14 protein-coding genes are annotated in these 14,778 nt (G+C 75.3%); 5 read left to right on the top strand and 9 right to left on the bottom strand.

The genetic code is table 11. From position 1 onward, the window contains the following. Window positions 1–29 precede the first annotated feature (29 nt). Both ANAEK_RS00300 and ANAEK_RS23085 read right to left on the bottom strand, forming a co-directional pair. On the bottom strand, window positions 30–1,022 hold the full coding sequence (locus ANAEK_RS00300; RefSeq protein ID WP_012524141.1) for an MBL fold metallo-hydrolase: 993 nt from the start codon (window positions 1,020–1,022) through the stop codon (window positions 30–32). A 63-nt stretch (window positions 1,023–1,085) separates the two neighbouring features. Further along, window positions 1,086–1,229, bottom strand: a complete 144-nt coding sequence (locus tag ANAEK_RS23085; RefSeq protein ID WP_012524140.1) for a hypothetical protein — start codon at window positions 1,227–1,229, stop codon at window positions 1,086–1,088. A 251-nt stretch (window positions 1,230–1,480) separates the two neighbouring features. Here ANAEK_RS23085 and uraA point away from each other — a divergent pair, with 251 nt between their 5' ends. Further along, window positions 1,481–2,779 (top strand): uracil permease, encoded by a 1,299-nt coding sequence (gene uraA, locus ANAEK_RS00295; RefSeq protein ID WP_012524139.1) that lies wholly within the window; start codon window positions 1,481–1,483, stop codon window positions 2,777–2,779. A 104-nt stretch (window positions 2,780–2,883) separates the two neighbouring features. On the opposite strand, the gene ANAEK_RS00290 is transcribed toward uraA, so the two are convergent. The 6 genes from ANAEK_RS00290 to ANAEK_RS00265 all read right to left on the bottom strand — a co-directional run bounded on the left by ANAEK_RS00290 (window position 2,884) and on the right by ANAEK_RS00265 (window position 8,726). Next, window positions 2,884–4,071: a murein transglycosylase A gene (locus tag ANAEK_RS00290; protein ID WP_012524138.1), complete on the bottom strand. Its 1,188-nt coding sequence runs from the start codon at window positions 4,069–4,071 to the stop codon at window positions 2,884–2,886. A gap of 61 nt (window positions 4,072–4,132) precedes the next feature. After that, on the bottom strand, window positions 4,133–5,047 hold the full coding sequence (locus ANAEK_RS00285) for a DMT family transporter (RefSeq protein WP_012524137.1): 915 nt from the start codon (window positions 5,045–5,047) through the stop codon (window positions 4,133–4,135). Window positions 5,048–5,065: 18 nt separating this feature from the next. After that, window positions 5,066–5,827: a TerC family protein gene (locus ANAEK_RS00280; protein WP_012524136.1), complete on the bottom strand. Its 762-nt coding sequence runs from the start codon at window positions 5,825–5,827 to the stop codon at window positions 5,066–5,068. Between the two features lie 54 nt (window positions 5,828–5,881). Next, window positions 5,882–6,886 (bottom strand): MBL fold metallo-hydrolase, encoded by a 1,005-nt coding sequence (locus ANAEK_RS00275; RefSeq protein ID WP_012524135.1) that lies wholly within the window; start codon window positions 6,884–6,886, stop codon window positions 5,882–5,884. Window positions 6,887–6,914: 28 nt separating this feature from the next. Beyond that, window positions 6,915–7,877, bottom strand: a complete 963-nt coding sequence (locus tag ANAEK_RS00270; protein ID WP_012524134.1) for an electron transfer flavoprotein subunit alpha/FixB family protein — start codon at window positions 7,875–7,877, stop codon at window positions 6,915–6,917. A gap of 45 nt (window positions 7,878–7,922) precedes the next feature. Continuing rightward, the gene (locus ANAEK_RS00265; protein WP_012524133.1) at window positions 7,923–8,726 is read right to left on the bottom strand and encodes an electron transfer flavoprotein subunit beta/FixA family protein; all 804 of its coding nucleotides are present in this window, start codon (window positions 8,724–8,726) and stop codon (window positions 7,923–7,925) included. Between the two features lie 220 nt (window positions 8,727–8,946). Between ANAEK_RS00265 and ANAEK_RS00260 the strand changes: the two genes are divergently transcribed. The 3 genes from ANAEK_RS00260 (at window position 8,947) to ANAEK_RS00250 (ending at window position 12,143) form a co-directional block, all read left to right on the top strand. Then, on the top strand, window positions 8,947–9,444 hold the full coding sequence (locus ANAEK_RS00260) for a DUF3015 domain-containing protein (protein WP_012524132.1): 498 nt from the start codon (window positions 8,947–8,949) through the stop codon (window positions 9,442–9,444). Window positions 9,445–9,518: 74 nt separating this feature from the next. Then, entirely contained in the window at window positions 9,519–11,516 is a 1,998-nt protein-coding gene (locus ANAEK_RS00255; RefSeq protein ID WP_012524131.1) for a DUF4105 domain-containing protein, read from the top strand. A 36-nt stretch (window positions 11,517–11,552) separates the two neighbouring features. Continuing rightward, window positions 11,553–12,143 (top strand): DedA family protein, encoded by a 591-nt coding sequence (locus ANAEK_RS00250; RefSeq protein ID WP_012524130.1) that lies wholly within the window; start codon window positions 11,553–11,555, stop codon window positions 12,141–12,143. Between the two features lie 6 nt (window positions 12,144–12,149). Here ANAEK_RS00250 and ANAEK_RS00245 read toward each other — a convergent pair whose 3' ends face one another. Further along, window positions 12,150–13,229, bottom strand: a complete 1,080-nt coding sequence (locus ANAEK_RS00245; protein WP_012524129.1) for a GNAT family N-acetyltransferase — start codon at window positions 13,227–13,229, stop codon at window positions 12,150–12,152. A gap of 64 nt (window positions 13,230–13,293) precedes the next feature. On the opposite strand from ANAEK_RS00245, the gene ANAEK_RS00240 reads away from it, so the two are divergent. Then, window positions 13,294–14,742 carry a PLP-dependent aminotransferase family protein gene (locus ANAEK_RS00240; RefSeq protein ID WP_012524128.1) on the top strand — a complete coding sequence of 483 codons (1,449 nt, stop codon included), beginning with the start codon at window positions 13,294–13,296 and terminating at the stop codon, window positions 14,740–14,742. Window positions 14,743–14,778: the final 36 nt, after the last annotated feature.

Genomic DNA, 14,778 nt, shown 5'->3' with positions numbered 1-14,778 from the left:
AGATCTACCTCACCCGGGCCCGCGACACCTCAAATCAGCTCGAGCTGCATGTGCTCGCGCAGGGGCTCGGCGCGGATCCCCTCCTTGCGGAGCGCGGCGGCGAGCGCGTCCTCGTGGCCGTGGACCGTGAACACCCGGCCGGCGCCGGTGGCGCGGGCGTAGCGCACCAGCGAGGGGAAGTCGGCGTGGTCGGACAGCGGGAACGCCGCGTCCACGCCGCGGAAGAAGCGGCCGCCGTCGATGGCCCAGCCGGTGAGGATGGCGGTGCGGCGCTTGCGGAGGCCGCGCATGGCGGGGCTGCGGGCGAGGTGCGGGGGGCACACCACCACCTCGTCCATCCCGGCGCCCTCCGGCCCGAGCGGCCGCACGTTGGGCAGCGCCACCCCGTGCGCCTCGTAGACCTTGTTCACCGCGTGGACCACCGGGTGCGCGCGGCAGGCGTAGCCGAGGTCGGAGAGGTACTTCAGGATCTCCTGCGCCTTGCCGAGCGCGTAGCCGAGCAGCACCGGCGTGACGCCGTCGGCGAGCGCGTCGTCCACGAAGCGGCGGACCGCCGCGAGCGTCTGGTCCTTCGGCGGGAACACGTACCGCGGGTGACCGAAGGTGGACTCGATCACGAGCACGTCGCAGCCCATCACCTCGGCGCGCTCGGCGGCGTGGGTGGGCTCGGTGCAGAGGTCGCCCGAGTAGCCGAGCGAGACGCCGTTGCGCGTCACCCGCACCTGGGCCGAGCCGAGCACGTGGCCGGCCGGGAACAGCTCCAGCGTCAGCTCGCCCAGGCCGAACGGCGAGCGGTAGGAGGCGGGCAGGTGCTCGGTCTTGCGGCGCTTCCCCTCGCCCAGCCGGTGGCGCATGAGCGCCAGCGTGGGCGCGGTGGCGATGGTCCGATCGTGGCGCCCGATGTGATCGCCGTGCGCGTGCGACACGAACGCGCACTCGACCCGCCGGGTGGCGTCGAGGTGGAGGGACGAGCCGGTGACCTTCAGCTCGCCCCGGTGGAGCTCGATCGGCGGGCGCCTCATCGGGCGCCCGTTCTACAACGGGCGCCCGACAAAGGCGCGCGGCAGGGCCCGCGGACCCCGCCGCTACTTCTTCGGCGGCTCCTTCGCCGGCGCCTTCTTCTCCTCCGGCTTCGACTCCTGGGCCGCCTGGCTCCGGTCCTCCTCCTCGATCTGGTGGATCCGTTTCTCGAGGGAATGGAACCCGCCCTTCTTCTTCTCCTCCGCCATGGAACACCTCCTTCGAGGACCCTAGGGATCCTCTCGCGGCCAGGCGAACCGGTCCGCGCCAGGGTGGGTTCGCCCCGAGGTCTCCCCGCGATGGGGGGTTCTCCCGCGGCCGAGCGCCGCCCCGCACCCCTCTGGCGGGTGTCAGGGCGGGAGGGCATGATGCGCCGCCCCAGCCCTCCGGCACCCCGGCCGCCTCGCGGCCAGCGCCCGGGCGAGCGGGCGCGTCGCGTGGCGCATCTCGAGGAGGGACCATGAAGAGGACCGTGGACGTCGGGGAGCGGCTGCCGCTGCTCCAGAGCATTCCCCTGTCGCTGCAGCACCTGTTCGCCATGTTCGGCGCCACCGTGCTGGTGCCGTTCCTGGTCGGGCTCGACACCTCGGTGACCTTGTTCACCAGCGGTGTCGGCACGCTCGTCTACATCTTCATCACGAAGGGGAAGATCCCGGCCTACCTCGGCTCCTCGTTCGCGTTCATCGCCGCGCTCTCCGCCATCATCGGGGTCGCGCCCGGCCAGGCCGCACCGGCCGACCGGGTGGCCGTGGCCATGGGCGGCTGCGTGGCGGTGGGCGTCTGCTACCTCGTGGTGGCGGCGCTCATCGCGAAGTTCGGCACCGGCTGGATCGACCGCCTGCTCCCGCCGGTGGTGATCGGCTCGGTGGTGATGGTCATCGGCCTCGGCCTCGCCCGCGTGGCGGTGGTCAACATGGCCATGAACGGCGGCGGCCCCACCTACCGACCGGAGTTCTTCGCGGTGGCGCTCGCGTCGCTCGCCATCGCCATCCTGGCGGCGGTGTTCCTGAAGGGCTTCCTGGGCGTCATCCCGGTGCTCATCGGCATCGTGGGCGGCTACGTGGTGGCGCTCCTCGCCGGCCAGGTGGACCTCTCCGGCGTCGCGGCGGCGCGGCCGCTGGCGGTGCCGCCCTTCGTGCTCCCGCGGTTCACCTGGGCGGCCATCATCACGCTCGCGCCCATCTCGCTCGTGGTCATCACCGAGCACATCGGCCACCTCATCGTCACGAACAACGTGGTCGGCCGGGACTTCGTGAAGGACCCGGGCCTGCACCGCTCGCTCGCCGGCGACGGCGTCGCGACCATGATCTCCGGCGCGCTGGGCGGCCCGCCCAACACCACCTACGGCGAGAACATCGGCGTCATGGCCATCACCCGCGTCTTCTCGGTGTGGGTGATCGGCGGCGCGGCGGTGCTCGCGGTCCTGATGTCCTTCCTGCCGCCGGTGGGCGCGCTCATCCGCTCCATCCCGACCCAGGTGATGGGCGGCATCTGCATCCTGCTGTTCGGGATCATCGCCTCCGCCGGCATCCGCATGCTGGTCGAGGCGGGCATCGACTTCTCGCAGAAGCGGAACCTGATCATCGCCTCGGTGGTGCTGGTCATCGGCGTGGGCGGCGCCGAGATGCACTTCGGCTCGGTGAAGATCGACGCCATGCCGCTCGCCACCTACGTCGGCATCCTGCTCAACCTGGTGCTGCCGCGCGGCATGGAGGGCACCGCCGCGAACGGCGCCGTCGCCGAGGCGCCGGACGTCTAGCCGGCGGGACCCGCTCGCCCCTCGGCGCGCCCGGGGCGAGCGGGCCGCTCGGCACCGGCGCGCCGATCCCGCCCGCGGTGGGCCGTCGGCCGCGGGCGGGAGCCCTACCTGAGCAGCAGGTACCAGAGGCGCCCCGGCTGCTTCATGCGGCCGGCGGCGTTCGCGGCGTAGGGGCCGCTGCCGAGGTACAGGTCCACGCGCCCGGAGGTGCGGATGGCCCCGCCCGCGTCCTGGTCGAGGACGAAGCGCGAGAACGGGCGCATGACGGCCGAGGTCGCGTCCACCGGCCGCTCCGTCTCCAGGAACGCGAGCCCGCCCTTCGGGAACACCTTCGCGTCGGCGGCGACGGTGCGGTCCGGGGTGACCGGGACGCCGAGCGCGCCGATGGCGTCGTCGGCGAACCGGAAGAACACGTAGGACGGGTTGGTGGCGAGCACGCCCGCCTGCTCCTCCGGGTGCGCGAGCAGCCAGGCGCGGATCGACTGCATCGACACCTCCTCGCGCCGGAGCGCGCCGCGCCGGATCAGCTCCGCGCCCACCGCGGCGTAGCGCTGGCCGTTCTTGCCGGCGAAGGTGACCACGCGCGCGCTGCCGTCCTCGAGGCGCACCACCCCGCTCCCCTGGATCTCGAGGAAGAACGCGTCGAGCGCCGAGTCCACGTAGCAGAGCTCCGCGCCCTTGCCGGCGAGCGCGCCGCGCGCGATGTCGGCGCGGGTCGGGTACGGGACGAGCCGGCCCTGCTCCACGCGGCCGACGACGTCCTCCGCGACCTGCGGGAAGTCGCGCGCGCGCACCACCACCAGGTCGTCCGGCGCGCGGTGCAGCGGCACCTGGTACGGGCCGCCGCGGGCGAGCGCGCCGCGCAGCTCCGGCAGGTAGTAGCCGGTGAACAGCACCGTCCCGCGCCCGTCGCCGGCGGAGCGGAACGCGCGGAACTCGCGGCGGAGCGTCTCGCGCAGCGCCGCCGGCGCGGGCCGCGCCGCCACGATCGCGCGGAAGCGCGCCAGCGTGGCCTGCACGCGCGCGAGCGGGACGCGCTCCCTGCCGTAGGCGAACGTCCGGCCCGGATCCGAGGCGGCGAGCCGCGCCAGCCAGGTCTCGGAGCGGCCGATCGCGTCCTCCAGGCCGGCGTAGTCGAGGTCGTCGGCGAACGCCGGGAAGTCGGACGGCGGCACCTCGCGGAGCGCCTCGTCGGCGGTGCGCGCCGGCGCGGGCGGGGGCGCGTGCCGGCAGGCGGCGACCGACAGGGCGAGCGCCGCGAGGAGGGCGTGCGGGAGGTGCGTGCGTCGCATCGGGCCGAAGGTAGCAGAGGTCCGGCCGCGCGGCGCGGGCCGGCCGCGGCGCCTCGACCGGCTACGCCGCGGGCGCGCCCGCGCGGGCGCGGGCCCGGGCCTCGGCGGCGCGGGCCTCCAGCACCCCGCCCACCTCGCCGGCCACCACCCCGAGCACCATGAGCCCCCCGCCGGCCCAGTCGAGCGGCCCGAGCGGCTCCCCGTAGTACAGCCAGCTGAACACCGCCGCCGCGGCGGGCTCGAGCGAGAAGATGAGCGCGGCCCGCACCGCGGTGGTGTGGCGCTGGCCCCAGTTCATGACGAAGAACGCGAGCGCGGTCATGACGAGGCCGGTGAAGGCCACCACCGCGAGGAAGTGGCCGGCCCCGGCCAGATCGAAGCGCGGCCCCTCCAGCGGGGCGAGCACGAGCGCGCCGGCCAGCGTCACCAGCACCTGCACCGCCACGAACGGCGCGAGCGGGTGGCGAGGCGCCCACTCCGAGGTGAACGTCACCTGGAGCCCGTAGGCGACCGCGCAGAACAGCGTGAGCAGGTCGCCGAAGCGGACCTCCTCCGTGACCGCACCGGGGGTGAACGGCCGCGTCAGCAGCACCAGCCCGGCGAGCGCGAACGTCACGCCCACCCAGAACGCGAGGCGCACCCGGCGCCCCAGGAACCAGCGGGCGACGATCGGCACCACCAGCACGTTCAGGCCGGTGATGAACCCGGAGCGCGAGGGCGTGGTGTGCCGGAGCGCGACCGTCTGGAGCACGAACCCCACCAGCATGGTGAGGCCGAGCAGGATCCCGTGCCGCCAGAACCCCTCGCCGAGCGGCGCGCGCGGCCGGAGCGCCCAGGCGGCGAGCAGCGCCACCGCGGCCAGGCCGAAGCGGGCGGTGAGGAACACGCCGGGCGAGGCGATCTCGAGCGCCTCCTTCACCAGCGCGAAGGTGGTCCCCCACAGCAGCGTGAGGACGAGCAGGGCGAGGTCGGCCACGGCGGACGGCGGGCGGCGCTAGCGCCCGGCCCGCTCCTCCTCGAAGCGCCCGTGCAGGTGGACCGGCGCCTGCCGCGCCTTGCGCACGCGCATGTTCAGGAGCTCGACCCCGAGCGAGAACGCCATGGCGAAGTAGACGTAGCCCTTCTCGATGTGCTTCCCGAGCCCCTCCGCCACCAGCATCACGCCGATGAGGATGAGGAACGACAGCGCCAGCATCTTGATGGTGGGGTGGCGCTCCACGAAGCCGCCGATGGCGTCGGCGAAGACGAGCATCACGCCGACCGCCAGGACCATCGCCGCGACCATCACCGGCAGGTGCTTCGCCATCCCCACCGCGGTGATGACCGAGTCGAGCGAGAACACGATGTCGAGCAGCGCGATCTGCACGATGACCGCCCAGAACGCGGCGCCGCCGCCGGCCTTCCGCTCCTCGGCGTGCTCGACCTCGAGCTTGTCGTGGATCTCGTGGGTGGCCTTGGCGATGAGGAACAGGCCGCCGCCCAGCAGGATGAGGTCGCGCCCGGAGACCTCCCGGCCGAGCACCGAGAACAGCGGCCGGGTCAGCCCCATCACCCAGCTGATGGCGAACAGCAGGCCGAGCCGGGTGAGCAGCGCGAAGGAGAGGCCCAGCTTGCGCGCCCTGCCCTGCTGCTCCTGCGGCAGCCGTCCGGCGAGGATGGTGAGGAACACCACGTTGTCGATGCCGAGCACGATCTCCATGGCGGAGAGCGTGACGAGCGAGATCCACGTGTCGGCCTGGCCGAGCAGCTCGAGCATGGCGCCTTGAATGCCCGATGGCGCCGCGCTTGTCGAGCGGCGCCGCCGCCCCGGTCAGGCGGCCAGGTAGCGCCAGGGCTCGGCCGCGCGATCGCGCCGCACCTCGCCGCGCGACTCCATCACCTCCAGGTTCGCCACCGTCTCCGAGAGGGTGAGGAACGCGTCGGTGGGGCGGGCGCGGGGCCAGAGCGCGCGGGCGAGCTCGTGCGCGGTCTGCGGCCCGCCCTGGAGCAGCTCGAGCAGCCGCGCCTGCCGCTTCGCGTAGAAGCCGAGCAGGGCGTCGATGATCTCGCGGTGGCCGCCGAACGGCGGGCCGTGGCCGGGGAGCACCAGGTCCACCTCCAGCGCGCGCAGGCGGCGGATGCTGTCGAGGTAGGCGAGCAGCGGGCGGAAGAAGCCGTCCTGGCCGTCCGGCCCGAGCTCGATGAGCGGGTTCGGGGAGACCTTCTCGAGCAGGTGGTCGTCGGAGAGGAACAGCCGCTTCTCCCGCTCGTACAGGCACAGGAGCCCGGGCGTGTGCCCCGGCATGTGCATCACCTCGAGCGCGAGGTGGCGCGTGCGCAGCACCTCCCCCTCGGCGATGGGCCGGATCTCCGGGAGCCGCCGCGCGTAGCGGAAGCCGCCCTCGCCCTGCTTCGCGAGCAGCTCGACCACCTCGGGCGGCACGCCCTGGCGCGCCAGGTACGCGGCCAGCCGCGGCGCCAGCTCCCGCCAGCGCGGCCCCTGCTCGGACATCTTGGGCGCGTCGGCCGGGTGGCCGAACACCGGGACGTCCGGGCCGCCGTGCCGCTCCTGCACGAAGCGCGCGGCGCCGTAGTGGTCCACGTGGCCGTGCGAGACCACGATGCGGTCGACCTCGTCGAAGCGGCGGCCGAGCCGCTGGAAGCCGGCCTCGAGCGCCGCCTGCGCCTCGGGCGTGCCGAGGCCCGAGTCGAACATGAGGAGGCCGCCGCCGGCCTCCTCCACCAGGTACGCGTTGACCGGCCCGCCCGCCTGCGGGAACGGGACCGGGATGGCGATGCGGTGGACGCCGAGCCCCTCGAGATCCGCCTCGGTCACGCCCGCACCGCCGCGCCTCGCGGCGCCCTCACTTCGACGCCTTCACCTTCTCGGTGAGCGCCGGCAGCGCCTGGAACAGGTCCGCCACCAGGCCGTAGTCGGCGATCTGGAACACCGGCGCGTCCGGGTCCTTGTTCACCGCCACGATCACCTTCGAGCCCTTCATGCCGGCGAGGTGCTGGATGGCGCCGGAGATGCCCGCCGCCACGTAGAGGTCCGGCGCGACCACCTTGCCGGTCTGCCCCACCTGCCAGTCGTTCGGCACCCAGCCCGCGTCCACCGCGGCGCGGCTCGCGCCCACCGCGGCGCCGAGCGCGTCGGCCAGCGCCTCGACCGGCTTGAAGTCGCCCTTCGTGCCGCGGCCGCCCGACACCACCACCCGCGCCTCGGTCAGCTCGGGCCGCTCGCTCTTCACCTCGCGGAAGGCCACGTGCCGGGTGCGCAGGCCGGCCGGCACCTGGGCCGCCACCTCGTGCACCGCGCCCTTGCCGGCGCCCTGCTCGGCGGCCGGGAACTCCGTCGCACGGACGGTGAACACCTTCACCGGCGTCGCGATCTCCACCTCGGCGAGCACGTTGCCCGCCCACATGGGCCGGCGGAACGTGACGGCCGCGCCGTCGCCGCCGAAGCCGAGCACCTCGGTCGCCATGCCGGCGCCGAGCCGGGCCGCCACGCGGGGGAGGAGGTCCTTGCCCTGCGCGGTGGCGGCGGCGCCCACGTACGCGGCCCCGCAGGCCTTCGCGATGTCCGCGATCACCGGCGCCCACGCGTCGGCGAGCGGGTGCTCGAGCGCGGGCGCGTCGGCCACGTGCACCTCGGCGCCGGTCGCGGCCAGCGCATCCGCGAGCGGGCGCACGCCCTTGCCGAGCAGCGCGAGGTGGAGCGCGCCGCCGGTGCGGGCGGCCAGGGCGCGCCCCGCCGAGATGGCGTGGAGCGTCGCCTTGCGGAGCTGGCCGCCGCCCTGCTCGGCCACGATGAGGACGTTCGACATGTCGCCTCCGGAGGTTCGATCGCCGCGCGGCGCGCGGACGGTGGGCTAGAGGACCTTCGCCTCGTCGTGCAGCTTCTTCCAGAGCTCCTCGACGTCGGCCACCTTCACGCCGCCCTTGCGGGCGGGCGGCTCGGCCAGGCGCTTCACCACCACCTTCGGCGCGAGGTCCACGCCGAGGGAGGCGGCGGCCAGCTCCTGGAGCGGCTTCTTCTTGGCCTTCATGATGCCGGGCAGCGAGGCGAAGCGCGGCTTGTTGAGGCGCAGGTCGGTGGTCACCACCGCCGGCAGGCCCAGCTCCAGCGTCTCCACGCCGCCGTCCACCTCGCGCACCACCGTGAGCGCCTTGCCGTCGGCGGAGAGCACCAGGCCCGGCTCCTTCTTCTGCTCGGCCTCGCTCTCCAGGCTCTCGGTCTTCGAGGCGAAGGTGCCCTGCGGCCAGCCGAGCCGCTCGGCCAGGTACTGGCCGGCCTGGTTCTGGTCGTCGTCGATGGACTGCTTGCCGAGGATGACGAGGTCCGGCTTCTCCTGCTCGACCAGCTTCGCGAGCAGCGCCGACACCACCACCGGATCGAGCGGGCCCTCGTGGCGGACGAGGATGCCGCGGTCGGCGCCCATGGCGAGGGCGGCGCGGATCTCGGTCTGCGACCTTTCCCCACCGATGGAGGCGACGACCACCTCCCCGCCGTGGCGCTCCTTCAGGCGGAGCGCCTCCTCGACGGCGATCTCGTCGAACGGGTTGATCTTGTAGTTGACGCCGTCGGTCACGATCCCGGAGCCGTCCGGCTTCACGCGGATCTTCGACTCCGGGTCCTCGACGCGCTTCGCGGTCACCACGATCTTGAGGGCCATGATCGCTCCTGATTCCGGAATCAGCCTGGGCCCGACCATATTGCGCAGTGCGCCACGATGCCGCAACCGAAATCCTGTCCCGTCCGGCAGGGCCCCGACAAGGGTCGTCCGCGAAGTTCGCAGGCATGAGAGAGCGCGGTATACGGGAACGATCTCCACGGAAAGCATGCGTGGGGGACTTCACTGGGGGTGTGAACCCCCGAGAACGAAAGGGAGACACATGACCCGCATCACGCTCGCGCTCGTCGCCGCGCTGCTCGCCGTGCCGGCCGCCGCCGCCGATCAGACCGCCTCCGCCATCAAGGGCACCGGCCGCTACGGCACCGCCGGCTGTGGCCTCGGCTCCATGGCGTTCGGCAGCACCCCCGGCGCGGTCCAGATCCTGGCCGCCACCACCAACGGCACCTTCGGCAACCAGACCTTCGGCATCACCACCGGGACCTCCAACTGCGGCAGCGGCGTGTTCACGGCCGGCACCAAGAACTTCGTGGACGCGAACCGCGAGGCGCTCGCCAAGGACATCTCCCGCGGCGAGGGCGAGGCCATCGGCGCGCTCACCGTGATCAACGCCTGCGAGAACTCGCACGCGGTCGGCGCCGCGCTGCAGAAGAACTTCAAGGCGATCTTCCCGAGCGAGAGCGCCTCGAACGAGGACGTGACGAAGGCGATCCTCGACACGCTGCACGGTGACGCGGCCCTCGGCTGCGGCCGCAGCTAGCGCCCGGCGGTCCGCTTCATGAGAGGGGAGTCCTCGCGAGAGGGCTCCCCTTTCGTTTACCCTCGTCCCCCCGCATGCTCGGCCCGCTCGCCCTCGCCCTCGCGCTCGCGTCCCCGCCCGCCGCGCCCGCCTCGCCGTCCGCCGATCCCGGGACGGCGCCCGCGGCCGCGATCGCCCCCGCAGCCGCCCCGGCAGCGGGCGCGACCGCCGCGCCGGATCCCGCCTACCTCGCCGAGCTCGTGGCGAAGGCCCGCGCGCTCCGGCTGGCGGAGGATCCCGGGTGGCTGAAGCTGGGGCACTGGCGGCGCCGCCCGCTGGGCGGCTGGAAGAGCGAGGCCGACGGCGGGAAGTTCTTCCGCGCCCGCGACGGGAAGACCGACCCGGCCGCCGAGCTGGAGGCGACGCTGGCCGGCTTCTTCGACGCCACGCCGAAGGCCGAGGAGCTCGACGACGCGCAGTGCCGCTTCCCGGCCCGCTTCGCGTTCCTGGGCGGACGGCTCGGCTTCGACCTCGCCCGCCTGCCGCCCCGCCGCTGCCCGAAGTTCGAGGACTTCTACGGCAAGATCCGGCCGCAGGGCGTGACGGTGGTGTTCTCGTCGTACTACCTCAACAACCCCGCCTCGGCGTTCGGCCACACCCTGCTCCGCCTCGACAAGGCGCCGGAGGCGATCGGCGGCAAGCACTTCGAGCTGCTCGACTACGGGGTGGACTACGCCGCCACCGTGGACACCGGCAACGCGCTGCTCTACGCGGCGAAGGGGCTGCTCGGCTTCTTCAAGGGCGAGTTCAAGTACTACCCGTACTACTACAAGGTCCGCGAGTACGGGGACTACGAGTCCCGCGACCTGTGGGAGTACGACCTCGAGCTCACGCCGGGCGAGGTGGCGCTGCTCGGCGCGCACGTGTGGGAGCTGGGCGGCACCTGGTTCGACTACTGGTACCTCGACGAGAACTGCAGCTACCACGTGCTCGGCGCGCTCGAGGCCGCCGCGCCGCGGCTCGACCTGCTCTCGCACGTGGGCCGGGCGGTGGTGCTGCCCTCCGACACCGTCGTGGCGCTGTTCGAGAACCCGGGCCTGGTGCGGCGCGTCCACTACCGGCCCTCCATCCGCACGCAGTTCGAGGCGCGGGCCCGCGGGCTCTCCGGCGCCGAGCTGCGCGAGGTGGAGGCGCTCTCCGGCGACCCGGCCGCGCCGCTCGCGCCGGGCACCCCGCCGGACGGGCAGGCGAAGGTGCTCGACGCGGCGGTGGACCTCCTCGACCTCCGCCACGCGCGCGAGCTCATCCGCGGTTTCGAGCCGAAGGCGGCGCAGGACCGGCAGGCGCTCCTCGAGCGCCGGGCGGCGCTGGGCGTGCCGAGCGCCCCGCTCGCGCTCCCGCTCCCGGAGGCGCGCCGCCCCGAGCGCGGCCACGGCTCGCTGCGCCTCGGCGTGGGCGGCGGCGCGGTCGACGGGCAGGGCGGCACGGTGCTCCTCGACGCCCGCCTCGCGCTCCACGACCTCGGCGATCCGCCCGAGGGCTACCCGCCCACCGCGCAGATCGAGTTCCTCCCCACCCGCCTCCGCTGGACGCCGCGCGAGCGGCGGGTGGACCTCGACGACGTGGCGCTCGTGCGCATCGTCTCGCTCAGCCCGGTGACGCGGTTCGACGCGCGGCCGTCCTGGAAGGCGAGCTTCGGCGCCACCACCGTGCGCGACCGCGGCTGCGATCGGTGCCTCGCGTTCGCGAGCGACCTCGGCGGCGGGCTGGCCGCGGCGCTGCCCGGCGGCCTCGACCTCGCCGCCACCGGGGACCTGGAGCTGCGCGCCTCGCCGGGCCTCTCCGGCGCGGGCGGCACCGGGTGGCGCCCGGGCATCGGCCCCTCGGCGCTGGCCCGGCTCCGCCTCGGGACGCGCGCGGTCCTGCTCGCCGACGCGCGCTGGCGCTGGCTGCCCGAGGCCGCGCCGCGCACCACCTGGTCGTGGGGCGGCGCCCTGCGGCTGCACCTCGCGCGCGACCTCTCGCTGGCGCTGGAGGGCCGGCGCCAGCCGCTCGCCACCGAGGCCGCCGCGCTGGTGCTCGGCTACTTCTAGCCGCGCGCCCGCGCCGCGCGCCGTAGATTGCCCGAGGTGCTCCAGGCGCTCCTCTCCCGCTTCGGCTACCTCGCCGTGCTGGCCCTGCTGGCCGGCGCGGGGCTGGGCGTCCCGATCCCGGAGGAGGCCACCCAGCTCGGCGCGGGGGCGCTGGCGCACCAGGGCTACCTGCGCCTGCCGCTCGTCATCGCGGTGTGCTGGCTCGGGATCGTGCTCGGCGACCTCGCGTTCTTCCTCCTGGCGCGCCGGCACGGCGAGCGGGTGCTGCGGTCGCGGCCGGTGGCGCGCGTGCTCACGCCGGCGCGGCGCGATCGGCTGGAGGCGCACCTCGCGCGCCACGCGTTCCTCTCGGTGGCGGTGGCGCGGCACACCTCGGGCCTGCGGCTGGCCGCGTTCGCCCTCGCCGCGACGCACGGGGTGCGCCTGCGCACGTTCGCGCTCGCGGACGGGCTCTCCGCGCTCCTGTCGGTGCCGCTGGTGGTCTCGGTCGGCTACCTGTTCGCGCACCACCTCGGCACGGCCGAGCGCGGCGTGCGCCGGGTGGAGCTCGCGGTGCTCGGGGCGGTGCTGCTGGCGGCGGCGGTGGCGGTCTGGCTCCGCCGCCGCCGCGCCCGCGCCGCCGCGTGAGCGACCTCAGGACGCTTCCGCCCCGGCGGGCGGGTCGCGAACCAGCACCATCTCGGTGGAGGTCCCGAAGCGCCGCTTGCCCGCCGCGTCCACGAAGCCGAACCGCGCGTAGAGCCCCTGCGCGTCGGCGGTGACGAGGCGGACGAAGCGGGTGCGCCGCACCGCCGGGTGGTCGAGGAGGAGCGCCACGAGCCGCTTGCCCAGGCCGCGCCGGCGCCAGGCCGGCGCCACCACCACGTCGTAGATCCAGGCGTGGCGCGGGTCGGCCATGGCGCGCGCCGAGGCGACCAGCGCGCCGTCGGCGTCACGGGCGCCCACCCACGCGGTGGAGGCGAGGTGCGAGGGCCCGGCCAGCGCGAGCGGCTCGCCCTCCCACCAGTACTCGCCGGCGAGGAGCGCCCGGATCGCCGGCGCGTCGGCCTCGCCGAGCGCCACCTGCAGCCGGACCCCCGGGATCCCGGCGGCGAGGAACGCGGGCTCCGGCGCGTGCGGGTTCGCGGCGCGGACGGCCTCGATGGCGGCGACGTCGCCCGGCGCGCCGCGCGCCCACAGCCCCTCGAGCGCCGCGCCGATCTGCTCGGGGGTCCGGTTCTGGAGCAGCTTCCACTTGCCGTCGAGCGCCTCGCCCAGGCGGACGCCCAGCACCAGGAGGCCGCGCAGCTCGCCGGCGTAGAGCGGATCGTCGGCGCGGATGGGCCGGTAGCGCCCCTCCGGCTGCCAGCGCGCCATGAGCGCCGAGAGCACCTCGGCCTTGCGCGCCGGATCGGTCAGCTCCTCCAGCGTCCCGTGCGCCTGGACGCTCCGGTAGAGCGTGGTGGCCGGGCAGGCGCGCACCGGGTCCGCCATCCAGCTGGGCAGGTGCGCCACCAGCTCCTCGGCGGAGACCACCGCCGCCCGGCCCAGGCAGCGGGCCTTCTCGCCGGAGCGCGCGCCGTGGAACCAGACGCCGTCCTCGAGCACGGCGGCGTCGAGCGCGCGCAGCACCGGCGCGCCCTCGGGGGTGGTGGTGGCGAGGTGCACGGTGGGCGCCCGCCGCAGGAGCGCCAGGGCCTCCTCGCGGCCGGCCCGGAAGATCTCGCGTCGCATCGGGGCAGCCTGCCGCGGCGCTGGTCTGGCGAGAAGGTCCAGTTTCGAGGTATCGGATGGACCAGTGCGCACCTGGCAGACCCCGCTCGCGATCGACCGCGCCGACCCGGCCCCGCTCTCGGTCCAGATCGCCCGCGCGCTCGGCGCGCGCATCCGCGCCGGCGCGCTCCGGCCCGGCGCGCCGCTCCCCTCCAGCCGCGCGCTGGCGCGGACGCTGGGCGTCCACCGCAACACGGTGCTCGCCGCCTACGGGGAGCTGGCCGCCGAGGGCTGGATCGCGTCCGACCCGGCCCGCGCCACGCTCGTCTCGCGCGACCTCCCGCCCCTGCCACCCGGGGCCGCGGGCGCGCCCGGCCCGGCCGCGCGCGCCGGCTTCGACCTGCCCGCCGCCCCGGCCGACGCGACCTGGGAGACGCTGCCGCCCGGCACGCTCGAGCTCCTCGGCGGCACGCCCGACCCGCGGCTCGTGCCGGTGGCCGCGCTCGGGAGCGCCTACCGCCGCGCGCTGCGCCGTCGCGAGCACCTGTCCTACGGCGACGCCGCCGGGCACCCGCGGCTGCGGGCCGCGCTCGCGCGCATGCTGGGCGAGGCGCGCGGGCTGGCGGTGGCGGCGGACGGGATCCTCGTCACCCGCGGCGCCCAGATGGCGCTCTCGCTCGCCGGGCGGGCGCTGCTCGGGCCCGGCGACGGCGTCGCGGTCGAGGCGCTCGGGTACCGGCCGGCGTGGGAGTCGCTGCGCCTGGCCGGGCTCCGCACGGTCCCGGTGCCGGTGGACGCGCGCGGGCTGCAGGTGGAGCGCCTCGAGGCGCTCGCCGCGGCCGGCGCCGTCCGCGCCGTCTACCTCACCCCGCACCACCAGTACCCGACCACCGTCACGCTCGCCCCCGCCCGGCGGCTGGCGCTGCTCGAGCTGGCCCGTCGCGCCCGGCTGCTCGTGCTCGAGGACGACTACGACGCCGAGTTCCACTACGACGGCCGCCCGGTGCCGCCGCTCGCCAGCGCCGACGGCGCGGGGGTGGTGGTGTACGTGGGCACGCTCTCGAAGGTGCTCGCCCCCGGGCTGCGCATCGGCTGGCTGGCCGGCCCGCCGGACGCGATCGAGCGGGTCACCGCGCACCGCCGCTTCCTCGACCGGCAGGGCGACCTCGCGGTGGAGGCGGCGGTCGCCGAGCTGTTCGAGGAGGGCGAGGCGCAGCGGCACGCCTGGCGGACCCGCCGCGTCTACGCGGGGCGGCGCGAGGCGCTCGCGGCGGCGCTGCGCGCGCGGCTCCCCGGCGCGCTCTCCTTCCGGACGCCGGCGGGCGGGATGGCGCTCTGGTGCCGGGTCGCGCCCGGCCTCGACCCGGAGGCGTGGGCGGCGCGCGCCCTCCGCGCCGGGGTGGCGGTGCAGCCGGGCCGCCTGTTCGCGCACGACCGCCGGGCCCGTCCGTTCCTCCGGCTCGGCTTCGGCCGCCTCGACGAGCGCGAGCTGGCCGAGGCGGTGCGCCGGCTGGCCGCGGCGCTGCCGCGGTGAGGTCGGAGGGCGAAGCGCGCGGCCCGTCGCCGCGCG

This window comes from Anaeromyxobacter sp. K, assembly GCF_000020805.1.
In the GTDB taxonomy this organism is placed as follows: Bacteria; Myxococcota; Myxococcia; order Myxococcales; family Anaeromyxobacteraceae; genus Anaeromyxobacter; species Anaeromyxobacter dehalogenans.
Note: the sequence above shows the minus strand (reverse complement) of the source record. Positions and strands in the feature narration are given on the sequence as shown.